Source organism: Halogeometricum sp. S3BR5-2, from assembly GCF_031624635.1.
GTDB classification, from domain to species: domain Archaea; phylum Halobacteriota; class Halobacteria; order Halobacteriales; family Haloferacaceae; genus Halogeometricum; species Halogeometricum luteum.
This window is the reverse complement of sequence record NZ_JAMQOQ010000011.1, coordinates 26437-49426: the sequence shown is the minus strand read 5'-3', so window position 1 is coordinate 49426 and position 22990 is coordinate 26437. Positions and strand designations below refer to the sequence as shown.

Annotated in this window: 32 protein-coding genes; 15 read left to right on the top strand and 17 right to left on the bottom strand. The window is 57.4% G+C overall.

Features of this window, described 5'->3' with window-relative positions; genetic code table 11:
- Both NDI79_RS23240 and NDI79_RS23235 read left to right on the top strand, forming a co-directional pair.
- On the top strand, nt 1-335 hold a 335-nt coding region (locus tag NDI79_RS23240; RefSeq protein ID WP_425499667.1), incomplete at its 5' end, for a ParA family protein.
- A complete protein-coding gene (locus NDI79_RS23235) occupies nt 328-717 on the top strand; it encodes a DUF8115 family protein (RefSeq protein WP_310931009.1) in 390 nt (129 codons plus the stop codon). The genes NDI79_RS23240 and NDI79_RS23235, both read left to right, overlap by 8 nt.
- A 195-nt stretch (nt 718-912) precedes the next feature.
- Here NDI79_RS23235 and NDI79_RS23230 read toward each other — a convergent pair whose 3' ends face one another.
- From NDI79_RS23230 to NDI79_RS23220, 3 genes are all read right to left on the bottom strand, one after another.
- Nucleotides 913-1182 (bottom strand): hypothetical protein, encoded by a 270-nt coding sequence (locus tag NDI79_RS23230; RefSeq protein WP_310931008.1) that lies wholly within the window; start codon nt 1180-1182, stop codon nt 913-915.
- 150 nt (nt 1183-1332) lie between these two features.
- Entirely contained in the window at nt 1333-1935 is a 603-nt protein-coding gene (locus tag NDI79_RS23225) for a hypothetical protein (protein ID WP_310931007.1), read from the bottom strand.
- On the bottom strand, nt 1919-2230 hold the full coding sequence (locus tag NDI79_RS23220) for a hypothetical protein (protein ID WP_310931006.1): 312 nt from the start codon (nt 2228-2230) through the stop codon (nt 1919-1921). The genes NDI79_RS23225 and NDI79_RS23220 overlap by 17 nt, the downstream gene beginning before the upstream one ends.
- Before the next feature lie 105 nt (nt 2231-2335).
- On the opposite strand from NDI79_RS23220, the gene NDI79_RS23215 reads away from it, so the two are divergent.
- From NDI79_RS23215 to NDI79_RS23205, 3 genes are all read left to right on the top strand, one after another.
- Nucleotides 2336-2683, top strand: coding sequence for a winged helix-turn-helix domain-containing protein (locus NDI79_RS23215; protein ID WP_310931005.1), 348 nt, complete (start codon nt 2336-2338; stop codon nt 2681-2683).
- Nucleotides 2680-2994, top strand: a complete 315-nt coding sequence (locus tag NDI79_RS23210; protein ID WP_310931003.1) for a hypothetical protein — start codon at nt 2680-2682, stop codon at nt 2992-2994. Before NDI79_RS23215 ends, NDI79_RS23210 begins: the two co-directional genes overlap by 4 nt.
- A gap of 355 nt (nt 2995-3349) precedes the next feature.
- Nucleotides 3350-3850: a hypothetical protein gene (locus NDI79_RS23205; protein WP_310931002.1), complete on the top strand. Its 501-nt coding sequence runs from the start codon at nt 3350-3352 to the stop codon at nt 3848-3850.
- Between the two features lie 49 nt (nt 3851-3899).
- Here NDI79_RS23205 and NDI79_RS23200 read toward each other — a convergent pair whose 3' ends face one another.
- The 4 genes from NDI79_RS23200 to NDI79_RS23185 all read right to left on the bottom strand — a co-directional run bounded on the left by NDI79_RS23200 (nt 3900) and on the right by NDI79_RS23185 (nt 6207).
- Nucleotides 3900-4145 (bottom strand): hypothetical protein, encoded by a 246-nt coding sequence (locus tag NDI79_RS23200; protein WP_310931000.1) that lies wholly within the window; start codon nt 4143-4145, stop codon nt 3900-3902.
- Nucleotides 4146-4147: 2 nt separating this feature from the next.
- Nucleotides 4148-4594, bottom strand: coding sequence for a DeoR family transcriptional regulator (locus tag NDI79_RS23195; RefSeq protein WP_310930999.1), 447 nt, complete (start codon nt 4592-4594; stop codon nt 4148-4150).
- Between the two features lie 90 nt (nt 4595-4684).
- Nucleotides 4685-5347 (bottom strand): tyrosine-type recombinase/integrase, encoded by a 663-nt coding sequence (locus NDI79_RS23190; RefSeq protein ID WP_310930997.1) that lies wholly within the window; start codon nt 5345-5347, stop codon nt 4685-4687.
- A 197-nt stretch (nt 5348-5544) separates the two neighbouring features.
- A complete protein-coding gene (locus NDI79_RS23185; protein WP_310930996.1) occupies nt 5545-6207 on the bottom strand; it encodes a hypothetical protein in 663 nt (220 codons plus the stop codon).
- Between the two features lie 146 nt (nt 6208-6353).
- Here NDI79_RS23185 and NDI79_RS23180 point away from each other — a divergent pair, with 146 nt between their 5' ends.
- Nucleotides 6354-7040 (top strand): hypothetical protein, encoded by a 687-nt coding sequence (locus NDI79_RS23180; protein ID WP_310930994.1) that lies wholly within the window; start codon nt 6354-6356, stop codon nt 7038-7040.
- A 137-nt stretch (nt 7041-7177) separates the two neighbouring features.
- On the opposite strand, the gene NDI79_RS23175 is transcribed toward NDI79_RS23180, so the two are convergent.
- The gene (locus NDI79_RS23175; RefSeq protein WP_310930993.1) at nt 7178-8134 is read right to left on the bottom strand and encodes a hypothetical protein; all 957 of its coding nucleotides are present in this window, start codon (nt 8132-8134) and stop codon (nt 7178-7180) included.
- 405 nt (nt 8135-8539) lie between these two features.
- Here NDI79_RS23175 and NDI79_RS23170 point away from each other — a divergent pair, with 405 nt between their 5' ends.
- On the top strand, nt 8540-9097 hold the full coding sequence (locus tag NDI79_RS23170) for a hypothetical protein (RefSeq protein WP_310930991.1): 558 nt from the start codon (nt 8540-8542) through the stop codon (nt 9095-9097).
- Between the two features lie 157 nt (nt 9098-9254).
- Here NDI79_RS23170 and NDI79_RS23165 read toward each other — a convergent pair whose 3' ends face one another.
- The gene (locus NDI79_RS23165) at nt 9255-10079 is read right to left on the bottom strand and encodes a CPBP family intramembrane glutamic endopeptidase (RefSeq protein ID WP_310930990.1); all 825 of its coding nucleotides are present in this window, start codon (nt 10077-10079) and stop codon (nt 9255-9257) included.
- Between the two features lie 680 nt (nt 10080-10759).
- Here NDI79_RS23165 and NDI79_RS23160 point away from each other — a divergent pair.
- Nucleotides 10760-11842, top strand: coding sequence for a transcription initiation factor IIB (locus NDI79_RS23160; RefSeq protein WP_310930988.1), 1083 nt, complete (start codon nt 10760-10762; stop codon nt 11840-11842).
- 1013 nt (nt 11843-12855) lie between these two features.
- Here the strand turns inward: NDI79_RS23160 and NDI79_RS23155 are convergent.
- Nucleotides 12856-13506 (bottom strand): hypothetical protein, encoded by a 651-nt coding sequence (locus tag NDI79_RS23155; RefSeq protein ID WP_310930986.1) that lies wholly within the window; start codon nt 13504-13506, stop codon nt 12856-12858.
- 106 nt (nt 13507-13612) lie between these two features.
- Between NDI79_RS23155 and NDI79_RS23150 the strand changes: the two genes are divergently transcribed.
- Nucleotides 13613-13855 carry a hypothetical protein gene (locus NDI79_RS23150; protein WP_257301190.1) on the top strand — a complete coding sequence of 81 codons (243 nt, stop codon included), beginning with the start codon at nt 13613-13615 and terminating at the stop codon, nt 13853-13855.
- Between the two features lie 27 nt (nt 13856-13882).
- Here NDI79_RS23150 and NDI79_RS23145 read toward each other — a convergent pair whose 3' ends face one another.
- The 3 genes from NDI79_RS23145 to NDI79_RS23135 are packed head-to-tail and all read right to left on the bottom strand — an operon-like array spanning nt 13883 to nt 16766.
- Nucleotides 13883-15607 carry a type IV secretory system conjugative DNA transfer family protein gene (locus NDI79_RS23145; protein WP_310930985.1) on the bottom strand — a complete coding sequence of 575 codons (1725 nt, stop codon included), beginning with the start codon at nt 15605-15607 and terminating at the stop codon, nt 13883-13885.
- Nucleotides 15604-16170: a hypothetical protein gene (locus tag NDI79_RS23140; protein ID WP_310930984.1), complete on the bottom strand. Its 567-nt coding sequence runs from the start codon at nt 16168-16170 to the stop codon at nt 15604-15606. The genes NDI79_RS23145 and NDI79_RS23140 overlap by 4 nt, the downstream gene beginning before the upstream one ends.
- The gene (locus tag NDI79_RS23135; protein WP_310930983.1) at nt 16167-16766 is read right to left on the bottom strand and encodes a hypothetical protein; all 600 of its coding nucleotides are present in this window, start codon (nt 16764-16766) and stop codon (nt 16167-16169) included. Before NDI79_RS23135 ends, NDI79_RS23140 begins: the two co-directional genes overlap by 4 nt.
- A 427-nt stretch (nt 16767-17193) precedes the next feature.
- Between NDI79_RS23135 and NDI79_RS23130 the strand changes: the two genes are divergently transcribed.
- Complete coding sequence (locus tag NDI79_RS23130; protein WP_084509863.1) at nt 17194-17502, top strand: AbrB/MazE/SpoVT family DNA-binding domain-containing protein; 309 nt, start codon at nt 17194-17196, stop codon at nt 17500-17502.
- Nucleotides 17499-17927, top strand: a complete 429-nt coding sequence (locus NDI79_RS23125; RefSeq protein WP_310930980.1) for a PIN domain-containing protein — start codon at nt 17499-17501, stop codon at nt 17925-17927. Before NDI79_RS23130 ends, NDI79_RS23125 begins: the two co-directional genes overlap by 4 nt.
- Before the next feature lie 27 nt (nt 17928-17954).
- On the opposite strand, the gene NDI79_RS23120 is transcribed toward NDI79_RS23125, so the two are convergent.
- A complete protein-coding gene (locus NDI79_RS23120; RefSeq protein WP_310930979.1) occupies nt 17955-18830 on the bottom strand; it encodes a metallophosphoesterase family protein in 876 nt (291 codons plus the stop codon).
- Between the two features lie 328 nt (nt 18831-19158).
- Between NDI79_RS23120 and NDI79_RS23115 the strand changes: the two genes are divergently transcribed.
- A complete protein-coding gene (locus NDI79_RS23115; RefSeq protein ID WP_157573400.1) occupies nt 19159-19311 on the top strand; it encodes a hypothetical protein in 153 nt (50 codons plus the stop codon).
- 21 nt (nt 19312-19332) lie between these two features.
- Nucleotides 19333-19776, top strand: a complete 444-nt coding sequence (locus tag NDI79_RS23110) for a hypothetical protein (protein ID WP_257301185.1) — start codon at nt 19333-19335, stop codon at nt 19774-19776.
- Nucleotides 19777-19874: 98 nt separating this feature from the next.
- Here NDI79_RS23110 and NDI79_RS23105 read toward each other — a convergent pair whose 3' ends face one another.
- The 3 genes from NDI79_RS23105 to NDI79_RS23095 all read right to left on the bottom strand — a co-directional run bounded on the left by NDI79_RS23105 (nt 19875) and on the right by NDI79_RS23095 (nt 21609).
- Complete coding sequence (locus NDI79_RS23105) at nt 19875-20294, bottom strand: DUF8161 domain-containing protein (protein WP_310930978.1); 420 nt, start codon at nt 20292-20294, stop codon at nt 19875-19877.
- Nucleotides 20291-20896, bottom strand: a complete 606-nt coding sequence (locus tag NDI79_RS23100; protein ID WP_310930977.1) for a site-specific integrase — start codon at nt 20894-20896, stop codon at nt 20291-20293. Before NDI79_RS23100 ends, NDI79_RS23105 begins: the two co-directional genes overlap by 4 nt.
- 227 nt (nt 20897-21123) lie before the next feature.
- Nucleotides 21124-21609 (bottom strand): hypothetical protein, encoded by a 486-nt coding sequence (locus NDI79_RS23095; RefSeq protein ID WP_310930976.1) that lies wholly within the window; start codon nt 21607-21609, stop codon nt 21124-21126.
- 124 nt (nt 21610-21733) lie between these two features.
- On the opposite strand from NDI79_RS23095, the gene NDI79_RS23090 reads away from it, so the two are divergent.
- Nucleotides 21734-22495, top strand: coding sequence for a TrmB family transcriptional regulator (locus tag NDI79_RS23090; RefSeq protein ID WP_310930975.1), 762 nt, complete (start codon nt 21734-21736; stop codon nt 22493-22495).
- Nucleotides 22496-22517: 22 nt separating this feature from the next.
- Nucleotides 22518-22931 carry a type II toxin-antitoxin system antitoxin SocA domain-containing protein gene (locus tag NDI79_RS23085; protein ID WP_310930974.1) on the top strand — a complete coding sequence of 138 codons (414 nt, stop codon included), beginning with the start codon at nt 22518-22520 and terminating at the stop codon, nt 22929-22931.
- Nucleotides 22932-22990: the final 59 nt, after the last annotated feature.

Sequence of the window (22990 nt, the reverse complement as noted above, 5' to 3'; positions counted from 1 at the left end):
TCGAGGCTGAGCAGGCTGATGCGCTACGCCGCGACCTCGGGAAGATTGCCGACAATTTCGCCGTCGACATCGAGCTCGCGCTCGTGCTCCCGAACAAGGTCGATACCCGAACGAATCTCGCCGAGGAATATTTGGACGCGTTTGAGTCGGAGTATCCGGACGCTATCGCGCCCGACTACGTCCCGTATTCGCAAGACATTCGGAACGCTGCGGACCGCGGCCAGACTGCGTTTGCGCTCGAAGAGCCGTCGACGACAGCACGCCGGGCCCGTGAGGCGTATCTCGCTGCCGCTGAAACGCTTGTCGAACGGCTCGGAGGTGAACACCATGGCTGAAGACGACGACGATCTCGCGGCCCTTCGCGAACAGACGTCCCATGGTGACCGAATCGAAGAGGCGGCTGCCGAAGACGCGAAGCGCGATCTCGTCGAGGACATCCTCGATGAGTTGGGGGCTATCGACGCCGGCGACAAACAGAAGACTATCAGCGTGTGGGATGGGCCTCTTGCGGCATTTATTCGCGCACTTGAAGAGAATCCTGACCGCTTGGAGGAAGTCGGCCACGCGCTTCAGCGTCAGCTCGATCTCGAGGAGGGGGCCGTCGATCGGAGTGAGATCCTTCGCCTTGCACTCCGTCTCGGGTTCCAGGAGGCAGCTCCCAAAGAGTTCGAGGCAGTTCGGGAGGCGGCCCGCGAACAGGCAACCAAGGGCCTCTAAGCTATAGCTTTCCCTATAGAGAAACCTGTAGCACCCCCTCGCTATTCCGTATAGCGACATATGATATATCGGGCTGATTGTAATCACCGTGAGCGGCCCGGCATAGACCTATAGCTATCCCTAATATAATTCCTATAGGAATTAGTATAGCTGTCGTCCGTCCCAGCAGTTCCACTCAAGTGGAGTATCAAACGCCTATCGTTGAGATCGATGCCAGCGCCAGGCGATGGACAGTGCCCCGATTGCGGTTACTCCGGATACGATGGTTGAGAGGCTGAGAAAGCCAAAGAGATCGGGCGCGATGAACCGGAGCCCGAAGGCGAGGTCTCTGATGAGCGCGTAGTCCATCACGAATAGGAGGGTTGCGTATCCAGCTGCCTGTAGCACTTGGACAGGCCGAATGATATCGAAGTAGGCGAGAATGCTGAGCCCAGCGACGGCTCCACCGATACCTGTCGTCAGCACTCGCAGTCCGTGGGCAAAAGCAGCGGCTTTGTTATAACGAAAATCTCCAATCGCTTTCCGGAATAGACTCACGAGACTCACGTACACTCACTCAATTTCAATCGATCGCCTGTCGGCTTTGGGGTCGTATGGAACATAGAGAGTACCCTGTCAGATCAGGTGGTAGCGGTAGGCCTTGTGGCGGAACACGACCTTCCCGTAATCGTCGCGTTTCGTCACTTCGTCAGAGTCGACGATCGCGTCGATGGCGTCGTTGAGCCGCTCGCGCTGGGTGTCCCGGCTGCCGTTGCGGAGATAGTGCTTGACCTTCTCGGGATCGATGTCCGCATCGTCGGCGATCACTTCTCGCACCGTGATCCCGCGGCCATCGGCGGTCAGCGGCAGTTCCTCTTCGTCGTCCGGATCGTCATCGTGAACGTGGTCAAGGAGGGCCTCTCGGTCGATGCGTACGGTTTCCTCGACTTCTCCAAAGACGATCTCGTCCCGTCGCTCGCTGATCGGGACGTATCTCGACCCGGGCGGGAAGTAGCCCACGATTACCGGTATGTCGCGGAGGTTGTCGAGGGACGTCCGGAGCTTATACTCCAGTTCGTCCCCTCGTTCCTCGAGAAGTTCCGCGATCTCGTCCTCTTTCAGCGCCTCTTCCTCGGAGAGGACGCCCTCGTCGTAGAGGGCTTGCGCGACGGTCACTTGGTCGTCGACGCTGGGCTGGTCGCCGTTCTCCTCGCGAATGATGCTAAACTCGTGACTCATGGAGGGGAAGAGACTGCACGAAGACTTCGAGCCCGGAGGGGATGTCGGCGCCCTGCTTGTCGAGGTAGCGCAGCACCTCGTCGATGCTCGGCAAGCAGACCTGCGGGCCGTCCTGTACTGGTTGGAGTGGAGCGTCTGGGTCGGCGGTCATCCGTTCGATCTCTCGCTCGACCCGCTCCCTTTCACCTGCTGGAAACCAGTTAGTAACGGCGGCAGGAGTAACGGGATTTGCCGCGAAGCGGCGTTGGTAGAGAAGCTTTTGGATGACCTTGGTGTGTATTTCCCGGGCGGTCACAAGGGCATATAGAACGCCCCCTCACTTAATGTTTGTTGTGAAATCCAACAGGGTCGTAGTATGACCCAACTACTTTATAGCGTGCCATTACAACACCGTAGTGTGATGTCGACCGAAATCAAGCGTGATGGACGAGACAACGACGAACAGTACTCAGGAAATGAACCACTCGTCCATGTGTTCGGGGCGTCTGGCAAGGTGAAGATTATCTGGGCTCTCCTGAGCGAGCGCGACCGTGACCTGAACGTGAGTGATATCGCTGATATTGGCGACGTTGCCCGGAGTACCGTCTACGAGAACATCGACGACCTGTGTGAGATGGGTGTCGTCGTCAAGACGCGTGAGGTCGGAGGCGGCCCGATGTACCAGATCAACACCGAAAACGAAATGGTCGACCACATCAGTGAAGTTCGGGACTTGGCGCTTGAGCGGTTGCTTGAACTTGAGAAATGAGTACGGCGACTGGACTACGTAACTGGAAGGACACCGCGGGACGTGCCGTCGAGAAGTCGTCGCCCTACGTGAAGCGGGGTGGGAAGTGGCTCGTCGTCCACGTATTGACACCGCTCCTCTTCTACCTCAAGGAGATCGCGATTGCTGCCGTCGCCTCGTTGCTTGCGGGGTGCCAGAATCTCTGGGCCACTGTCATCCAGCCGTTCCTCAACTGGCTCGTAGAAAGTATCTTCAGGTTGCTCCGATGGGCTGCTGAGGAAACTGCAGCCGGACTCCGTTGGGTCTGGAGCCTTCTGGCCCCTTGGGAGTAGCCACGGACAACCTCCTTTTTTTGCCGAGATTGTCGTCCACTGGCTCGTAGCCGACTGCCTTATGTAACATTCCCCGGTATTGTGTGCCGTTGATTCTACGCTGAACCCACAGATCGCGACGCTTCTGACACACTCTGTGTAACGTTTCTCTATTCTACACCACTATAGAATGCCTTGAAAACAGTTATTAGGGAGTTTCAGGTATACGGTAGAATTTGTGGGCAATAATTTTTTATAATAGGGTGTAGTAGTGGCGTATGAGATGGTACGAATCCCAATTTCGATGGAAGCCACGACGGATGGTCGGGGTCGCGCGACGCTCGGCTCACGGTTTGCTGACCGAGAACTGCGGATCGTGGTCGAAGACGAGTTCGACCTTGAGGAACTGCCCGTCTACTTCGTGCGCCACAAACTCGCGCTCGACTCGGACGGGATCGCGAACTTGCTCGGCGACAATCGGTTCGGTATCGACTGGGGTGTGGGTCCGATCACCCACAAGTCGGTCTACGAACCCCACGGTGAGGGAGCTGTCAAGGACATCAACGCGATGAAGCGGATTGAAAAGAACGGGGGGATCGTTTGTGCGGCCTACGAGCAGGTGACTGACAACATCGTTCGGATCGGCATCGTGCCACCCCACTCAGATATCGAGTCTCATCCGTATAGCGCAGGCGAAAGTGCAGACCACGTCGACGGCGAGAAGATCCACATCAAGACTCACAGGATGCACTACGTCACGGAGATTTCTGTCGAGGAGGCCCCCGAACTGTTCGAGGGACGGCCGCGCGGGTCGATCCGCCGGTGGCGAGCGAAGGCCGATGAGGTTCGGGAACGGTATCGATCGAGCTGGGACTGAACTCCGATCCCTGTTTTTGACTCGTCTATGGCACCATATAGAGAGATGGCTACGTAGCCCGCGAAAGCACGAGGGCCTCAGCATGTGACCGACCGACGTCGACGATCTTGATCCAGACCGTGTCGCCCCACTCTAGTTCATACTCTCCAGGTCTGACGAACGTCTTGATGTTCTCAATCTTCGTCAGTGCCTTCCCGTCGTCATCAACATCGGTTTCGAGGATGACTGCGGTCACCCTCTGGCCGGCGGTCAGCTTCTCTCGGGCATCCTGTTCAAGTGCTGTCTCGTGACTCATTGTTATCGCTCCTCCGCGGCCGCGAGCAGTCGCTTAGCGGTGTCAACGATCGTGCTTTCCGAGCGCACGTTCTCCTCAGTGACGCCGGTGATGTCGTCGACCATCTCGTAGTACAGCCGCTTCTCTCCCGCATCGGCAGCGACGCGAAGCACTCCCTGGTCTTCGAAGTACTTCAGACGTCGGCGGGCTGTTTCGTCTGAAACATCGAGGATTTCTGCGAGGGCTGGGGCGGTGATGTAGATGTCGTCGGGGTGGCGACCGTGGTATGATCCCTTCCTCGCGATTTGTTCATCTACGAACCGCCGGGTAGTACACGCCTCGACGCTGGTTTCTTGTTCTCGCTTCGGTTCGCGGGAAGCCGTTTCCTCGAGCTGCAGCGCGGGCGTGATCTGCTGCATCTCTATGGCTGCGATGGCCAGCGCCGCCTCGTAGTAGTTCTTCTGTGGCATCTAACTCTTTATTTGGCCTAACCCACTATAAATTTGTTGATTACCTCTATGTGGCGTCTCAGCCAAATATAGTATTTGTCCCACAAATTATCAGATTGTGCGGAAGTGGTCGTACTCTCGGAGCGTCGTCTGGAGGGAGGCGTGCCGCAACCGATTCCGGACAAAGTAGATATCGAACTTATCGTCGTCGCGCTCGTGCAGGAGCCGGTAGGCGAGACTGTGGCGGAGGACATGAGGATGGACGTCCTGGGGGTCACCGCGTCCGAAGTCCCCATTCTCGTATTTGTAGGGACGCACATCAGCTTCGACCGCAGCGCGTTTAACGAGATTCCGGACTGACCGGGTCGTGATCTGCTCTTTCTGGCGACTCGGGAATAGATAGGGACTCTCCTTCCATCGATTGTCGAGGTAACTGTTTAGGGAGCGCTGGGTACCTAGCGTTCCGTCGACGTCGAGCTCGAGATGGTGGGATCGTGGCCAATCAGAGCGGCCGTTGTGACTCGATTTCTGGATCTCTTTCGGGAGGTAGAGTTCTCCCTGGTCACGCAGGTACATCTCGACCGTCAGCTGCGTGAGCTCCTCGTTGCGGAGCCCGGTATCCGCGAGCAACGTGATGATGGCCTCGTTACGCTGTCGGAGGTACTTGGCCCCGGTGTCGATCGCTACATCGCGCATCGCGTCGACCTGGTCGGGCGTGAGCCAGACATCGGCCTGTTCGTTCGGCTGAGTTTCCGAATTCGTGTTGGTGGACATCGGTTTATATACAGTTACCCACGAGAACCCTCGCCAGCCACTTTGAGTTTCCGACTCCATTAACAAAGTCGGAAAGTCAATTTCTGTCCTATTTTGAACAGCTGGATGTCGCGTCGGGTCTTACCAAATATGGACTCTCAGATCTGGGCAAGTGTTTGGTAAGATAAACTGAGCAGTATTCGTATCCGGCGAAGATGCTAGCTTTTCCAAGAAACGGACAGAGGGATTCGGTCTTTGATTGTACCCACAATCTTAGATCTCGCAGTTTGGACCTGTTCGTCAACACCATGGGCGGCTAAGAATGCTCCGGCTTTTGCAGCAATGCCGATCAAGATACCGATCACGATGAAGAATAGTCCTGCCAGAGTTACGAGCGCCCCTAGTGTGGCAGCATCCCTGCCAATTCCTCCGACGACGGGTATATTTGCATCTTGGAGAGCGAACACGATGAAACCGACAAAGGTTGGCGGGAAGGCAATCGTCACCACTGTATTAGCTCGCTCCGTCCACGACTCCCAGTAATCTGGAATATTGAATTCCGGATGGTCTTCGATCTTCTGCGGTGGTATTTCTTCAGGCTCTATTTGCGCCCAATTGATGGCGGAGACATCAACTTCGCCTTCCACTTCCTCGTCGTCAGGAACCCACCACACCTTCCCCCGACCAACCTTGAGTGAATTCACACGGTGATCAATCTTGTCCAGTCGTCGCTTGATAGTCTGCTGCTGGATATCGATTCCGTCCACCTCCTCGATCAATCGGGTTGGAGCAACGGGTAGTCCGCGCTTCTCACAGACCTGCCTCACCGCCTCTATGAGCTCATCGTCGGAGACCGCTTGAGCCGGCGGGTTGACGGTCATTTCCTTGATTATACTCAACCGTAGGGTATTATCTTTGTGTGTAAATTGCCACTTCCTACCCTACACTCAACCGTATCCAAATCTTACTTGACAATAAAATAATCTATATTATCCACCCCCTCTTAAGAAAGAGGTAGCGTGATAGCATGAAATCAGGTGCCATCAATTTGGTAGTTGAAGGGAGTCAAATCGACACCGAACCGTTCCCGCTTGAGCGACAGAAGAATGGCGAAACGCTCCGCTCAGCTTTGCGCGTGCGTGGTGGTCAAGAGACGTTTAGCGGGCTGACTATTCGTCAGGGTCGCACGATGAGAGAGGATCTGGCGGAGATCAAAACTCGCCACATCAACGCTGATGGGGAACTTGAGATCGATCGTGAGGTGACTGAAAAGCAAGTTGAAGACACCGAGTTCTTCGAGGTCAGTACTGAATTCGTCATTACTGAGAGTACCCGAGATGATACCGCTCGCGAACTCCTGAGTTTTGCGATGGATGGTTCAGTTCAACAGGCTCTCATCGATGTCGTCGAATTTGCCAAAGCGAATCCCTCTGCGGAGATGAATATGGCAGGTACTGATCAGGGATCGAATGTTGATCACATCACCGCTGTCGGGGACATTCAGCATGCAACTGATCTTCCGGATGATGTTCGTGACCATCCGAATATACTCTTAGGATTTGAAGATCTTGAGTGGGAGCAACGCGAGCTCCGGGGTTTCATCACCAAGAGTGGGTATCTCGCCATCTACGAGCCCTCTGAGATGGATGTCGAGGAATACTCTCGGTTCGTTCGGGAGGCCGTCATCCCGTTCGCAACCCCCGATGTGTCGTAGCGACTCGCGTACGCCGCTTATTTTACTCAGGGCCTTCGCACAGGGCGGTCTTCTAGTCGACTTCCGACGTTGTCCAATGGATTTCTGCGACTTCAGACCCACGATTATCCCGCCAGTGATTCGTTCACCCCTCTCGTTCACCTCTCCGTCGTTGTGAGGGCGTCACTTTGCACGACGAGCGTCGTCCAGTACACGTCGCCCTGGTACCGAACCAGATACGTGCCGCTCAGATCGCCTTCGCCGTCTTCGTCGAGTCCGTGGGCCTGTTCGTGGCCGCGAAATCGATTGGCGAGCGCCACAAGCGCATCAGACGGCGTTTCGTCGGGGCCGACGACGTACGGGCCGTCTGTGATCGCCGTCTCGACGATGTCTTGCTGGGCGTCTGGAAGGTCCGCAAGTTCGAATGTAAACCGCTCGCGCATCTGTTGGCCGTACTCGGCGGCTGTTGCCACCTGGTCGGCCGTGTAGCGATAAGTATTCAGCGTCGTGTCGTAGGCGTCGTCGACGACCCATTCGGCTTCGGTCCCGTCGTCCCAGATGATATACGAGTACTCCGACTCGGGGACAAGGACGGATTGCTCGCGTTCGGCATCCGTATAGAGGAACGTCGTCCCGATTCCAACCGGGTCACCATCCGCGAGTCCGTGGGCGGCAAATTCCTCTTGATCGACCTCGGGGAGAGCAGCGAACTGGATGGCTTCGGCCTCGATCACTGAGTCTGTGACGATATCCACCTTCACAGAGTACCTGGTGGCCGGCGTTTCCTCGATCACCTCGTACGTCAGCTCGTAGACGCCGTCCTGGTAGGCGATATGTTGTTGTTCGGGCAGTGGCGGCCGTGTCGCCTTCGTTGTCGTGCCACCGTCGAGAATCCGATCGAACAGTTGTGCCGTTTCGTCGTTGCCTTCAGCAGGGCGGACTGTATAGAGGACCTTCGTCGGGAGTTTCGCGTCGGCAATCGTCGTCAGTTCGAGGCGTGCTGTAGGGGCTTCTGCAGCGGCGTTGCTTCCACCCAACCCACCGGGACTGGTGCAGCCAGCGACTACTGCGGGGAGGGACGTGGCGGCGGTCGCGAGGAGGGTACGACGGCGCATATTCTCTTCTCTCGGAGAGGATCGAAAAGCATTGTGTCGCCAAGCCGAAGACAGCCAAAGCTCCGGAAACGGTGGAGGGGGCTGCCGGGGCTCTGTCGACTCGCAGTCGTTTGGTTTAGAAATTCCTATAGTGATTCATATAGACTGTCTCGAACAATTATCCGTTGCGATTCGTGCCACGGAGAAATGGTCGGATCGTTGCTCTCCAGGGGGTTTCGAGACGCGCTGGCGCGTTCTACCTCTTGCGCTGAGTTACCACGATACTCCGCCCCGTGCTTCGGCCAGCTGCGACACGTTCGCAGTCGTGCCGTACCCCCACGACAATCAGCATATTTATATATGTGTATGGTGTGTACACATATGGACACGGAATCCACATAACGCTCGTGTCTGAGGAGATTCAAGATGTACCACGCAACCATCGACCCCGACGCCCGCACATTGACCCTCACCGAACGCCGCCCCGACCCCATCACCGGGGAGGAGCGCGAGGTGACGATCAACACCTACCAGCTGAACGGCAGCCCCCTTGAGACCGACTTCGTGACGCGCTCGATCTCAGAGTCCGAGGACGGTAAGATCCACCTGGAACTGGAGGCCGACGCGATCACCGACCTCGCCAGCCCACGCGCGGACTTCTGGGATGAGGTCGCCGCCACCCTCGGCATTGAGTACCGACATGGCAACGTCCGCCTGAACGATGAGAAGAGTGCCGCACAGAACTACCGCGACTTTGTCCGTTTCCTCGCCGAGCGTGACTACCTCACCACCGAGGATCTGCCCATTGCACTCCCGTCTGCGACCAACCGGTACATCGTCAACAATGCTCCCTACCATCAGGACGGTTCGGAGATGACCCGGGAGGAGGAGGTCGCCGAAGACGTCTACATCGATGTCAACGCCAGTGCGGACACCATTGGGCGCCACATCAAGGCGCTGTCCGAGCAACTTGTCCCCGCGTAACGGACCCGTTCCGCGGCGATCGGCGATCCTTCATGGGGTATGCCCTGTGGTATCTACCGAAGCTCAGGAAGCGGTGGTGTGGTTGATGCTATCGCCAGACCATCGTTCTATTAACCAACACTGGCAGCCATTCCACTCTACTGTTGGTTAAGGCAGTTTAGTCGGCTTGGCCCGATTCGGTGATGGGATACGCGTAGCCGTGGAATCCAACCGTCGTTGCCACTCGCACCCGCGTCGTCTCACCTGGTTCGACGTCGGCGACGTGGAGTGTCTCCTCAGCCGGTGTGTACGCTCGATACAGGCCATGACGATCCGGTTGTGGGCTCCGGTCGTCGACTGTCACGGTGTATTCTTCGCCTGGTGAGAACGAATGCTGCCAGCGCCGCCACCACTTCTCGCTAGCTTCCAGCGCTATTGCCACCAGATTGTTGCCTGCATGCACCAGGATCGCCAGCCACCAGAGCCCTATCAGCCACAGATACAGGCTCAGCAATCCGCTGACGAACACTGGGAGGGTTCCCCGGCGGTAGCGGCGTGGATTCCGGGTATGGAGGTACGCCCACAGGACTGACCCAGCGACCAACAGTGGGAGTTGAGCGACGCCCAAGGTTACCGCCAGCAGGTATGGGCCGCCGCGAAACGTGAGTTCCTCGACCACCGGCGCGATCACGACGGCGCGGACGCCTCGTCGTGTTGTTCGACGCCACCACTTGCGTTCCCAGTCGAGTCGGTCCTTGAGATCCGCAACCGTGTACGTCTCCGTCTCTCTCAAGTCGTCTTGGTGATCGCTGTGAAGGAACGAGTACCAGCCGAACGTATGCGTTCCAGTAATCTTGACAATCCAGTATTGGATCCGGCGGATGACGCGTTCAAGGACAAGCCCCGTGACAGTGAGTACGGCCCACGCTGCAAGGAGCCGTGCTGGGTAGACGACCTGTGTTCCCGTTATGGTCGGAACCGAAATGCTCGGTCCGAATCCCATATCCAACATAGCGCCACCGGACCTGATAAATACAGTGAGTGGACGCCCTCGAAAGCCCTCGGCCGCTCGGCATCCCGCGACCGCGCGAGACTGCGTCTCGCTGGCCCTCGTTCGCTGCGCTCACGAGAACGCCGCTGCGCGTCTCGCTCCTTCGTCGCTCGGTGCTTGCGGGGTCGGGGGACGACCGAGTCGTCCTCGCCCTTTCTGAGTCCACCAGGAGATCGGCTGGTTCCTCGAGTGTCGGAATCGGTTAGCTAGGTGGGTCGTCGCGGCCCGCCCCGCTCGCCGCTGCCGCCCTCCGCGTCGCTCGCGACCGACCATTCCGGGCGTGCGGGCGCTCTCCGCACCGCCCGCGCCCGTTCCGGGCTAAAATGAATGTGCCCTCGACGCCAGCGCTTCACCCGTTCGGGTCCTATGACCTCGGCAGAGCCGACCGCGACGGACGTGGTTGCGTCGCGGCGAACGGGGAATGCGCTGGCCGCTCGCTCCGGGCGGGTCGGCGCGCGGTGCTGGATGGTCGTCCGCCTCGGGCGCGCTCTCGCTCGCGCCCACAGGGCGCTCGCGAAGGCGCGAGCGAGAGCGCGCAGACGAGTCTGTCGGGTTGTCGTCGAGGAAATCCGCGATGTAGCAGCATCGCGGTGTCGGGCGCGTGAGCGCCTTCAGGTTCGGTGCAAGAACCAATGTCAAGTACGAGCTTTGTACGGTATGAATCTTCGGTCGAACAGGCATCCGAGAACAATGAGGCGTCCGAGAAGTCGGTCGTCGAGCGAGAGCCAGCGGCCCGGTCGGCGTGCCCGGAGTGTGAAGGTCGGGTTGTGACCCACGATGAGGAGTCGTTCTGTGCGGACTGTGGCCTGGTCGTCGCGGCCGAGTGGGTCGATCGGAGCCCGACGCTGGGCGATCTGGGGATGGTCGGGAACGCTGAGCAGAGCATCGAGACGGTGGACCCGCTGCGGACGGACAAGGGCCTCCACACGAAGATAACGAAGAGTACTGACGGACACGGAAATCCGCTCAGTAACAAGCAGTGGAAGAAGTTCCAGCGCCTCCGGAAGTGGCACAAGCGCTACCAGTTCGGTGAGGGTCGCAAGCGGACGAAGCGGCTCAACGAGGGGCTGCGCGATATCGAGATGATCGGCGGCAACCTGGGGCTGCCGGGGCACGTCGTCAAGACGGCGGCACGATACCTCCGACGCGCCTCAGAGGCGCGGTTGGCCGGCGGGCGGATGGCCTGGGAGGCACTCGCGGGCGGTGCCATGCTCCTCGCAGCGCGCGAGTCGCGGATTGAGCGCGAGGCAATCGACGTCGACGTGGCGACCTACACGAAGGCACCTCACGAGCGGGTGTGTGCCGCGGCGCGGAAGATTCGGTGTGAACTTGGGGTCGACACTGTCCCCGTTACCCGACCGAACGCGGTGATGACGGTCGTGGACGCACTTGATGACGACGCCATCCCGGGGAGTGCAGCCGTGCGGACGTGGCGGCTGGCACACCACCTCATGAAGCTGGGCGATCAAGAGCCGGTCGGGCCGGGGACGTCGCGGCTCACCATCGCGGCGGCGGCACTCTATGGTGCGGATCGGTTGACGCCCCAGAAGCATCTCACCCAGGGGCAGGTCGCGGAGGCGACCAGTACGGTCCTAGAGACATCGATGAGCCGGATCAGTCGGTACAACTGCGAGCTCGTCGACGCCTATGAGGCCCGACACGGAACGAAAGACCCGGGTGTCATCCTCGACCAGGAGCCGGACACCCTGCACTGAGCGAACTCCTCCCTCGTTTTTTCTTGCGACCACCGCCCAGTGGACGCCCCACCCCCCCACCCTCCGCTCCCGGCCTCCCTCCGGTCGGCCGGCAGCCACAACCTGATAGCGTTATACAGGGGATCTACTACTGCTTTATCTCCGTGCCTACACCGTTCAGTACAGTGTACGGTCACTCGGCCGTTGAACGCTGGCAGGCGAGCGCTGGTTTGTCGTTCCCAAGGGGGATGGAGCGAGTCACTGATGTCACCAACCCCATCGTTTACGCTCGACGTTGAAACAGCAACCGCCTTTCGCGACTGGTTATTCGAGACGGGTGTCGAGAACCATGCCGAGCCACAGATCGCGAACTCCCTCGCTGAACTCGCCGCTGCAATCGATGGCGAACTCCACGACAGTACGGAGTACGTCGCGATCAGCGCGTCGACGACAGCCTTCCCACCGACTGACCACTCTACTGGCGCCGACGATGCTGGTTCAGCAACACACCAGGAATCAGCGGAACCAACACGACCAGCTGACGCTGTCCCCGTAGATGATACCGACGGCGACCCCGATCGACTCTACGACAGTCTCCCCGACGACGTGTGGCACGGTTCGCCCGACCAGTCCGATCCAAGCCAATCGGACACGGCACCCGGAAACAACCGAGAGCCATCGTCGACAACAGCGCCTCACACACAAGAAAAAGATAGCCGAATACCCGTTCGATATCGGACCTCGTACGAGTGTTCGGTGTGTGGGGCCCTCCGAGAGTTAGAGACCTCGTTGCAGGTCTGTGCGTTCGTCGACGACTGCGCTGGCTGTGGCGCCGTTGACGTCCGGTTCAGCGCGGTTGGCATCCCCGAGCCAGTTCACGATTCTTCGTAATCCAGCTGTATCGCTACAATCGACTTCGGGGTCGTGGAACAGCTCGTACCACGTAGTTCCCAGACAGCCAAGGTGTCATAGAATGATTGCCACACCAATCTTCTGACTTCCCCAATCGCCCAATGTACAGAATGCTTTCGCAATCAGTCCGAACAAGTCAGATTTGGATTGGAGTTGGCGAACTGGCCATTCGGATTCTCGGTAAATAGCCAGACATGGAGTCCATAGTGTCTGGGCTGGTCTGAATAATGGCCCTTCATCGGTCCACGAAAGGTTCGTCGGTCGTCACCAGCAAAGAGTGCAGGCGGATCCTCGACGTCACTCGTAGGGACGAACCATTCAGCTCCTCTCAGTTCGTACTGCTTAGTGTCTGTTCGTTCATAGAAGAGTGCATTTGGCATATCGTAGGAAACCTGGGGAACATTCTCTTTTACGAATGGGGTACCCAATCCCCCGATACAGGTGTCGATATTTTGATACCCATCGTCTATTGCCTTCTCGTGGTCCTTGTATTTCTCCAGCTTGAGCTTCGCGTCGTTGACCCCCGCTCCCGAGCCACTCTGTCCGGAGCCACCATCAGTCGAGTCATCCGGTTGGTCGAGACACCCCGCCCCCAAGACGAAAAGTGGTGCCGACGCAGAGAGAAGCTGCCGTCTATTCATAACTAGTTCTGTTCTGCTTTGGACATAAAGCTCCCCGAATGTGAAAGAGGTGTTTGAATGAATTTCCTGACCATCAGTGATCCCCACTAAATAGCTCTCTGAATAAGCAGATTCACTGAGCAGGGGATGCATCTCCGACGGTTCTGAAACCAACACCTTGTGAACTGTTTTATGACACGCTAAGACAGCGCCTATTAATTGGCTGCGACACGAAGTACTAGCTATCTGAGAGCCGTCGATGTGGTCAAACGAGCCCCGGTCGCTGCCCGATTGGATCGAGGACGCCTATCAGATCCTTGTGTCGGGGACACCGGATCAGCAGACTGAACTTTCTCACGACCAGGCTCAAGACCTCTTGCTCACTCATGAGGACTTTCCGGATGAACCAGCTGACACGGAGTATGCCATCGAACGGCTGCTTAACTCCGGGTGGCTCTACGAGGTCGATGGCGAACTTCGGATCACTGATCCGGAGCGCTAGCCGAGATCCCTGATCGCTCTCTAGTCACTACTCCGGTGTGCGCTCAAGCGCCCGCTCGAGCTGCGTCCGAATGGCTGTGAAACGGGTGATAATGCCGCGCAGCCAGCCGTCGGGGACGACGACGATCGCCTCGCCATCGTTGAGGCGTTCGAGATCGCTTTCGACGATTGGATGGGTTTCATCTTGAAGCTCCTGCCGGCCAACCGAGCGGCCGTCGCGGTCGTGGACAGGGACGGAACGGCGCTGTTTCTCACGGCCGATCTGTGATTGCGCGTACTCAACACTCGCTGCATCGCCCACGCGCATGATGACTGATTGGACGAGGCCACTCAACAGCGCGTTCGCCCGGTCTTTCCCGTAGGTGTCGTGGAGTTGTGCGACCGACTGCACACCGAGCAAGAGCTGGGTGTTTCGGCCCCGGCCTGCGTTGATCAGGTCACCGATCTTGCGGAGGCCAGGGAGCCGTGCAAACTCGTCGAGGACAAAGTACGTGTCCTGCTCGTTCGCGAGTGCAAACCGTGCCGCCCAGTCGATGAAGAACCGAAACGCGGGTTGGACTGCGTCGCCCTCTGTGATCGGGAAATCCAACAGCAACGTCCGTCCCTGTGGATCGTCCATATATTCGCGAATCGAGAACTCGCCTGCCTCTGCGAAATCACCGCGGAAGAGGTCAGCGATGACTTGCTGGAAGTTCGCGTAGACGCCGGCCGCCTGTCGTTCCGAATCCGGGTCGATTGCCGACGCTGCTGCAGTGAGGTCCGAATAGTCCGTGAGCCGCTCGTGCATCTCTTGCTTATCCGTCGACTGGACGAAGGCGACGAGATCGGCGTTCGTCGGTGTCGTATCGCTTGCCTGGGCTTCTCGATGAAGGTATGTCACGACGGCAACGAACAGCTGGCGGCCAGCTTGGCTGAAGAATTCCGAGCCATCTGTGTGGGGAAACAGCGCCCGGCCGATTTCGTCGATATCGGCTTCGCGTTCGATTTCGGCGAAGAGATTCCAGTATTCGGTTGCGTCCGTCGACGAGAGGTAGATCAGGTTCTCGTGATCGTGGTCCTGTTCGAAGTTCTCCTGATATTCGCCTTTGTAGTCGAAGACAACGAACGGATCGTCAGTTCCGGCCTGCATCTGGTAGGTGAAGAGCGTGATCGTCTCGGTCTTCCCGGCGCCCGTCTCCCCGAGGACGAGAATCGACCGGTCCTTGCGGAGCGGGACAAACCGCGAGAGACTCATACGATCACTTGCTGCAGAGAGGCCCTGAAACGGGAGGACGTAGTTTCCGTCGTCGATGATTCGACGGAGTTCCCGTTCCGTATCCCAACTCCGCAGTCGCTGGGCTGCATACACTGCGCTCCCGAGTACGACGACGAAGCCACCCACACGGAGCGGCGTGAACTGCTCGCTGAGCGGCAGCGACAAGCCGGTCAGATAGCCGGCCTGATGCAGGAGGGCTTCGGCGATCTGTGCAAGCAGCAGGACGTGGAACGCCCAAAACAGCTGGAGGTGCGCTGGAAACAGCAGGACAGTACCGACTGCACCCACCAGATAGAACAGGGGGACGAGCCAGAGCGCGCGACTCCGATGTAACCCATCGAATTTGAAGTCGTAGAAATTCGCGCGCTCGAGGATGGCATACACCCAGGGCAACAGCAGCGCAGCCGTCATCACTGCCGCGATTTGGAAGAAAATCTCGACCTCATCTTCTTGCCGGTAGTCCTTGCTCTGAGACTCGGAATCAGTACGGGCGCTCACGAGTCAGGCCCCTGTGCTTGTGCCTGCTCGGGCTCTGGTCCGGAGTCTTGTTCGTGGTCCAGGTCCCGATCGGATTCAGTCTCCAGTTCGTGTGTGGTCTCGTGCTGCAACGTCTGTTCGAACTGGTGCGAGAGCTCCTTGGTGAGTTCACGATGCTGGTCGTGGAACTGCTCGTGGGCGCGCTCGCGGAGTTGTTCGCAGTCCTCTTTGTCCATCCAGAGGTCGCGTTTCGTTCCAGTCAGTGCAACTTGGGCGTGTGGATGATCAGTATCACGATGGATTGCATAACAGTACGTCGCTGTATTGCGGTCCTTGCAAAACTCGCTCATCACCTGCCGAGTGTACAGACTGAATTGGTCGTCAGAGAGGTCGGTGCCGTTCTGCGGTGAGATGATGACCTCCCGCTCGAACTCGTATTCTTCGGACTTCTCGATGAACGCCTCGATGTCCTCGTCGGACATCTCCTCGCCGGCGCGGTTCTCAAGCCCCTTCTCCTTATCCAGATACTCGACGAGGTTCCGCGCACCGTGCTCGCGGTAGTTGGTGTCCGTGAAGACCTTCATTCGCGATCACTCCGAAGTTTGGTGAAGAGGTCGCTGCCATCGTCCGCATCGCTCTCTGCATCGTCGGAGCCGTCTGTCGTCTCGTCGACGTCGTCTGGCGTGTCGTCGGTGGCCGTGTCAGGCGAGTCGGGAGCGTCGGACGTGGGCCGCTGTGTCGTGGTCGAATCAGTCGTGGTCTCAGCACTCGCCTCCGTGGCCGACGTGTCCTCACCCACCTCCTGGATACCTGTCTCGAGATCTTGGCGGATCCGACGAGCGCCCGTATCGAGCGCATCCTTCCGGACGTGCGCTGACCGATCCTGTTTCATCAGTTCAAAGTTGGCGATTGTGTAGGCACCGAACTTCGCGTTCATATCGCGGATCTCCTTGGCGGTCTCGACCATTTGCTCGGTGCCGACTGAGATGAGTTCCTGGATGCGCTCTTCAGCGCGCGCTTCTGAGGCAATTGCGTCTTGGGCGTCCTGCTGGAGCTGGCGGTCGATCATGTCGTTGATGATCCCGGACATGGAGGTGTCTTCCTCCTCGGCGCGCTGTTTGAGTTCGGCCTTGCGTTCGTCCGTGACGTACACCGTAATCTGCGTGTCGCGCCCACCCATCTCAGACGCTCCGAGCGATACTCGTCGTGGTTGGTATGAGCGATCCGGTGGAGAAATCGGCAGTCGTTGTTCGCGGAAGGCGGGTGTGTGGCGGTAGAGGGCAAGCCAAAGCTGCACATTGGTCTGTGAAAAATCGCTGGACGGCAGTTTGTGGGGACCACATTGGCTGTGTCTACTCCCACATTGGGTTCCACCTTAATTATTACGTCCACAGTCGATCTGCGAGTAACACGGATACTGTAGATTGAGTGCTTCGAATGCAACCGGAGCGTGACCTATTAACCAACAAACGGCCGACATAATCGGACTTGTTGGTTAAGGCGGTGCTTCACCTGGCGTTGAAAGCAATGACTGAGTTGATTCGCTAACTACCCAACCCAGCGCTAGTCTTTTGTATGACTGGACTAAAGTAATGATAGAGAATAGTATGAGCAAGACAGAGTCTGAAAAAGTGGTGTCTGTATCGTCGCGCGGGCAAGCCACCATCCCGAAGGAGTTCCGTGAGGAGTTGGGTATCGACACGCCCGGCCGTGTGAAGTTCATTCGGACCGAAGAGGGTGAGATCGTTGTTCGCCCCATCCACTCGGTTACAGACCTGCGTGGGGTTCTGGAAGGGAAAACCGACGAGCAGGGGCGCTCGGCAACCGAGCGCCTACGGAAGGAACGTGCAGCGGACAAAGCCAGCGAAGAGGAGTTGCGGCAGCGTTACGCCGGTGACGACGAGGCTGACGCATGACGGATGAGGCTGAGATTCCCGAAACAATCGTCTTCGACGCCGAACCACTCATCGCCTATTTCTGCAACGAACCAGGGAGTGACACCGTCGAAACGTACGTCGACGCCGTTGAAGGCGCGGCCAATGGCTATATCTCGGCGATCAATCTCGCAGAGGTCCACTACGTCGTCCGTGCGATTGACGGCGAGGAGCGCGCTGATGCTGTCGTCGACGTCCTCGAGGAGAGCGGTATCCGCCGGGTCGACACCGAACAGACCTGGGCGTCAGCAGCCGACTTCAAATTCCGCTACGCTCCGGCGCTTGGCGATGCTTTTGCGCTCGGGACCGCAGCGCACGTCGACGGGATGCTCCTGGTCGGTGCGGACGACGACTACGACGACGTCACCGACGTCCCAATCACTCGGTTCCGGACCGAACCGGCATAGATCCTGGTTCTCGTCCCATAGTGGCCGCTATGAGTGCTCCTCTGTCCGCTCTTCGAGAAACTCTCGCAGTTTCGATTCGAAAGACGGTGGAGTAGCCCCGAACGTTGACGCTGCAGATTCGACCACTTCATCAGTCTCAGCTTCCTCTTGTATCGTTCCCAGTCCGTAGAGCACTGTGCGGACGACCTCACTGTAGAATTCCTCTTCGTCGTAGCAGAATTGACAGTCGTTTCGCCAGTAGTCGGGGACGAACTGCACACCGAGCGCCTGGTGTTTGGGACAGATTCCTTTGCGAACCTGCCCGATGTTTCGGAAATCGACCTCCCACGTTCCGTCAGGGGCGATCTCAACGACGAAGTACGCGCCGAGAAGCGCGTCTGCACCATGGTCTGCCGTTCGGTAGAGGAATGCGGTATTGAGAGCCTTGTTCTTGTAGCGACCGGTGTGTATATGACCAGAGAAGTATGCCTTCCCCGCGAAGTGTTCCAGCAGTTCGGGGTGCCAGTAGTGATTCACGAGGATTGTCTCGTCTTCGACTAGCTCGGGATTTTGCGTGAATGTCTCTCCAGCGACGGTGATACTGTCATCTTCGGGGATGAACGTCCCTGGAAGGTCGTAGTCTTGGAACGGCTGTTCTGGACCGATTGCCCCGTCCCGATTCCCCCAGATGTAGAGGAGCTCTCCCCGCTCGTGGAGCGTCTTGAAATACGGCGTGACCGCATCGAGCTGTTCCCGGCCCTCGTCGACGCCATCAAACCATGCATTCGTGATATCGCCGACGTGAATTACAAAGTCGAATTCCTCGCCTTCAGTACCGTCGACGACCCGCTCCAAAGAGTCGACATCTCCGTGGTTGTCTCCCATACAGAGTAGCCGGAGCGTCTCATCGTCGTTAGTCGTCATTGGTTGACTCCCCGTACTCACTCAGGTGTATAGAAGGCCACGTTGACCGTCATGGAGGTATCTCATAACAGTCACTCACTGCTATTCTTGTTGGTCCTTCTCTCCTTAGTGCGAAGCCCCTCCCTGGTTGTTCTGCAATATACATTCAGCAGATGGAGAGGGGGTGCGATAGACGCCAGCCGAGAGCATCCGCGCCTTTGCTGACCGCCTCGACCAGGACGCCCTCCAGGCCCACGACGACCTGCAATCTTGAGCGAGTACCGCAGAGCCGTCGGCGTCCGCGTAGCCGTCCACAAGCTTATTACAGAGGAGCGCCGATATTTCATCAATGAGTCTCCACCCCGCTGGCGACGACCGCGAGGGCGACGCCGAGGACGGAGATCGTCCTGAGGTTCCTGAGGGCGTTCTTCGCGGCATTGAGGACATCGCCGAAGGGAATACAGCGAGCAAAGAGGACCTCGAGTCTCTACTGAAGTACTAACCGACTTTTCGTGAGGCAGATGTGAGCTATGTATCACTGTCGGACGAAGAGACGAGGGTCATCTTTGCTGGGGAAGCCGCTGCAGATTTTGCTGCACTCGATGCCTCGGAACAGGAGGAGGTCATCACCCGGCTCCTGAACATCGTTACGAGCGAGGCACCACCCAGCTCGTTCATCTACGAGCGCATCGCCAACCTTGATATCATCACCGTCGGTGATCAGGGTCGATTGTACACCAAGGTCGTTGACGAAATCCCACGCGGAAACACAGAGTATCATGTCATCTATCTCTTCTTCATCGACCCGTACCACGACTACCCTCACAAGGCGCTGGCAGAGTACAGTCCGAGTGCAGAGACGAAAGCTGAGGAGGTCACTGCGCTGGAGAAGGTGCCCGATGTTGAGCAATACTTCGCGGATCACGACGCGCTCGACGAGGACGATCTCCGGGATTTGCTCCCGTAGCACGCTATGGAACCCGGTTCTCCCCGGATCGACCCCTACTCTCGCGTTCCAGAAACGGCTCCCCTCGCCTCCCTATCCTTCGTTTTCACCGATTTTCGCTACGCGTGGTCGGTGAACCACTCAGGCGCGCCCGTGTACTCTGCCCAGCAGTGCTTGTGGCACGGCTCTCCACGAGGGTTCGGAATCGCTCGTTCGAGATCGACCTGCTCGCCGCACAGGTCACACTCGGCACTGTGGCCGTACATCCGGGCGTCGTTCGACAGGTCTTTCGTCTCGATGTAGAGTTCGTGGAGCGCACGTGGTGTCAGCCGAACGAGGACTTTTTCGCGGTCGTCCTCGTTTCGCCGCTCGGGAGTGTACGTGAGTACCCAGTCTTGGCCCTCTTCGCCGTCGCCGCCCGGCCCCAGCGAGATCGTCTGTGCGAGTTCGTCCGGAACGTAGTGCCACTCGTTACCTCTAAACCGGGGATAGTGCCCGTTTGGTCGCGGGTTCTCGGGGTCGACGTCGTCTTCGGTCATGCGAGCCCGGCCTCCTCGAAGGCGTCGTTGACGACGTCGGCCGTCGGGGCATTGAGATATGGTTCAATAGCCTGGAAGCTATCCCAACCGCCGACGGCCATCACGACGCGAGGATTCATCTGGCGGTCGACGAGGAGGCGTTGCGCGAAGCGGCGGCGGAGATCGTGAGAACTCACGTACTGGTAGTCATCGTCGCCGGTTTCGGCGGCCGCACGCTCGGCCGTGCGCTTCACGACGTCGCGGACGCCGCGCTCGGTGAGATCGATCAATAAATCGTCCGGCGCTATATCTTCGGCAGTCTGGTAGCGGTGAACGTCCCCCTCGACGTCCGCGGGGAGGTAGGCATCACGGGGCTTCCCGCCGTTCCCGGTCGTGTCCTTTCCCTCTGGAACCCGGAGTCGGTAGTGATCCCCGTCCGGTGTGCGTTTCACGTGTTCCGGGCAAATCTGCGGAATTTCGAAGGCTCGGAGGCCGACGTAGCCGCCGAGCTGGATAATGAGATCGTCGCGATGATTCGCAGCGGCCCGCCGCAGCTCCTCGAGTTCGGCGTCGGTCATCCAGACCTTGTATTCGTCCTGCTTTGCGGTCGCTTCCAGTCGCATAGGAGTTTCTAAAACAAGCTTACACTAAATATCTGTCGAGCATCAGAAACGGTGGTGTGTCACCCCCTGATTAGGCCGCTAGAGCGGAGAATAGCGGAATTCCAGTGACGACTTCTATGATAAGTCGGCAGATATAGTATAACTCAATCTCTGATCTCTGAAAGACATTGCCTCGCTGAGGAGGACGCCTTGTACAGAATCACTCCACGATTCAATCCCGCGTTTCCTCAGATGTCACCGTTCGCTCGAATACGCGTTTGCCCTTCCACAGTGATCTGGTAGAGGTTTCTCGTCCAGGTTGGATTCAGATTAACGCGGCTAGCTCGCGCGTTGAACTTCGATGCGAATGCGTTTCTGGAGGCATCGACTGCCCACTGGTAATCTTCAGGGGTCAACTCAAGTCCTTCTTCGTTGACCATCTTTCTTGCTAAGCTTTCTTGTTGGGAAGGCGATGCTGCTGTTTCGTCCTCTTCGTGGGTCTTGTTCGCCACCAGAAACGGGCCTCCGCCAACAGAAACTCGATTCAGGTAATAGTCTTCCTCGTGGGCCAGATTATTGAGCGTCTTCGTCGTTGTATTTTCATCGTCTTCCAGAAGGTCGTCCACGTCAGACCTTCCGAACTTGTCGTCCAGCGTGTATTCCTCTTCGATGATCTCAAGCAGTTCCTGCCGGCGAGGACTTAATTCAGTCCACTCAGTCACTTCCTCAGTCATCCGCTGTAATTGATATGAACGGGGGAGAGGAAATAAACATTCTCTAAACTACTCTCGATTGTAAGTAGTAAGACGTCACTCTATGAGATAAGTATTTATCACTCACTACAATGAGTATGGGTATATGGCCGGTAGTGAGTACACAATTAGCCAACTACGGGGTGTTTTGACTGGTGATTTGGATTGGCCCCAGTACCAGGCTGCCGCTTACTGCGCTCTAGTGATGAACGGTGAGCTGCAGGTCAAAGACATTGAGTTGGAGGCCGATATCCCAAACTCGCGCGTTTACGGTGTGCTATCTAAACTGGAAGAGCGAGGTTGTGTCAAGCAGAAAGGGTTCAGGCCGAAAACATACGACGCAATTCATCCACGTGATGTCATCAGCGATGAGGTTGAACAATTCCGACGCAAATCAGAACAGGCAAAGAGTCGCCTTGAAGAAGCATGGGAAGCCGAACGGTCCTTATTCAACGACGACGATGATACGTGGGCATTAGACAGTACGCGAGGACTTGTTAATCAAGTTCGGACAGCCATTACAGACGCTGAAGAAGCAATCTACGCGGTGGATGCCAACCTTCGTTGGGTTTCACGGGAAGATCGTGAGCTGATGTCCGACCTTGTTGATGATGGTGTGAGCGCCAAAATCATCGGAGCAGATGATGACAAGACTGTCGACAGGCTGGCTGACGAGGGTGTGACAACATTCCAATCTAACAGTATTGAGCGCAGCTTCTACGTAATCGATAACAGTCGGGTGATCGCCCGTATCGGGCGGGGTGGATCAGGGGTTGCCTTCTCTGATTCCGCCATGGCAACCATCTTTATTAGAGACTTCGAAGATTTAGCTAGTGAGGCAACAGAGGTGAGTCCACTTGCACCGTAGAGAGGTGATTCCACTAGCCCTCATGTATTCCGAGGATCGAGAAGCGGTGCAGGGGAGAACGCGCTTCCAGAAAATGGTCTTCTTACTGCAACAACAACTGGAAACTGATTCTAGCATTAGCACCTATGACTTTGAAGCCTACGACTACGGCCCTTTCTCGAAGGGACTCTACGATGATTTGGATGATCTAATCGACCGAGGGCTTGTAGAAGAAACCCGTGAGGAATTTGACGAGGACAAGGCGCTATACGAGTACGAACTTACTGAGAAAGGACGCGATCTCGCCAAGCGATTCGAAGACCTGAAAGAAACTAATCAGGTGCTTAACCTTTCTGAGGAGCTCAAAGATGAATTCAATCAAAAAAATCTTTCTGAGGTTCTCGATTTCGTTTACTCGGAATACCCAGAGTATACCGAAAACAGCGTTCTTCGGTGACGCTAACTCGATATCCGTCTGAAAAATTGAACCGCTTCAGGCGACAGTCTAAGTAAAGA

Bases quoted from the DNA above. Each gene is read 5' to 3' on its own strand.
- NDI79_RS23115 (WP_157573400.1), top strand. From the start codon at position 19,159: ATGAGTCTCCACCCCGCTGGCGACGACCGCGAGGGCGACGCCGAGGAC.
- NDI79_RS23180 (WP_310930994.1), top strand. From the start codon at position 6,354: ATGAAATCAGGTGCCATCAATTTGGTAGTTGAAGGGAGTCAAATCGAC.
- NDI79_RS23225 (WP_310931007.1), bottom strand. From the start codon at position 1,935: ATGAGTCACGAGTTTAGCATCATTCGCGAGGAGAACGGCGACCAGCCC.
- NDI79_RS23160 (WP_310930988.1), top strand. From the start codon at position 10,760: ATGTCAAGTACGAGCTTTGTACGGTATGAATCTTCGGTCGAACAGGCA.
- NDI79_RS23150 (WP_257301190.1), top strand. From the start codon at position 13,613: ATGTGGTCAAACGAGCCCCGGTCGCTGCCCGATTGGATCGAGGACGCC.
- NDI79_RS23235 (WP_310931009.1), top strand. From the start codon at position 328: ATGGCTGAAGACGACGACGATCTCGCGGCCCTTCGCGAACAGACGTCC.
- NDI79_RS23175 (WP_310930993.1), bottom strand. From the start codon at position 8,134: ATGCGCCGTCGTACCCTCCTCGCGACCGCCGCCACGTCCCTCCCCGCA.
- NDI79_RS23170 (WP_310930991.1), top strand. From the start codon at position 8,540: ATGTACCACGCAACCATCGACCCCGACGCCCGCACATTGACCCTCACC.
- NDI79_RS23215 (WP_310931005.1), top strand. From the start codon at position 2,336: ATGTCGACCGAAATCAAGCGTGATGGACGAGACAACGACGAACAGTAC.
- NDI79_RS23195 (WP_310930999.1), bottom strand. From the start codon at position 4,594: ATGCCACAGAAGAACTACTACGAGGCGGCGCTGGCCATCGCAGCCATA.
- NDI79_RS23090 (WP_310930975.1), top strand. From the start codon at position 21,734: ATGGCCGGTAGTGAGTACACAATTAGCCAACTACGGGGTGTTTTGACT.
- NDI79_RS23155 (WP_310930986.1), bottom strand. From the start codon at position 13,506: ATGCATCCCCTGCTCAGTGAATCTGCTTATTCAGAGAGCTATTTAGTG.
- NDI79_RS23190 (WP_310930997.1), bottom strand. From the start codon at position 5,347: ATGTCCACCAACACGAATTCGGAAACTCAGCCGAACGAACAGGCCGAT.
- NDI79_RS23135 (WP_310930983.1), bottom strand. From the start codon at position 16,766: ATGGGTGGGCGCGACACGCAGATTACGGTGTACGTCACGGACGAACGC.
- NDI79_RS23095 (WP_310930976.1), bottom strand. From the start codon at position 21,609: ATGACTGAGGAAGTGACTGAGTGGACTGAATTAAGTCCTCGCCGGCAG.
- NDI79_RS23125 (WP_310930980.1), top strand. From the start codon at position 17,499: ATGACGGATGAGGCTGAGATTCCCGAAACAATCGTCTTCGACGCCGAA.
- NDI79_RS23100 (WP_310930977.1), bottom strand. From the start codon at position 20,896: ATGCGACTGGAAGCGACCGCAAAGCAGGACGAATACAAGGTCTGGATG.
- NDI79_RS23130 (WP_084509863.1), top strand. From the start codon at position 17,194: ATGAGCAAGACAGAGTCTGAAAAAGTGGTGTCTGTATCGTCGCGCGGG.
- NDI79_RS23120 (WP_310930979.1), bottom strand. From the start codon at position 18,830: ATGACGACTAACGACGATGAGACGCTCCGGCTACTCTGTATGGGAGAC.
- NDI79_RS23210 (WP_310931003.1), top strand. From the start codon at position 2,680: ATGAGTACGGCGACTGGACTACGTAACTGGAAGGACACCGCGGGACGT.
- NDI79_RS23085 (WP_310930974.1), top strand. From the start codon at position 22,518: ATGTATTCCGAGGATCGAGAAGCGGTGCAGGGGAGAACGCGCTTCCAG.
- NDI79_RS23165 (WP_310930990.1), bottom strand. From the start codon at position 10,079: ATGGGATTCGGACCGAGCATTTCGGTTCCGACCATAACGGGAACACAG.
- NDI79_RS23185 (WP_310930996.1), bottom strand. From the start codon at position 6,207: ATGACCGTCAACCCGCCGGCTCAAGCGGTCTCCGACGATGAGCTCATA.
- NDI79_RS23105 (WP_310930978.1), bottom strand. From the start codon at position 20,294: ATGACCGAAGACGACGTCGACCCCGAGAACCCGCGACCAAACGGGCAC.
- NDI79_RS23140 (WP_310930984.1), bottom strand. From the start codon at position 16,170: ATGAAGGTCTTCACGGACACCAACTACCGCGAGCACGGTGCGCGGAAC.
- NDI79_RS23200 (WP_310931000.1), bottom strand. From the start codon at position 4,145: ATGAGTCACGAGACAGCACTTGAACAGGATGCCCGAGAGAAGCTGACC.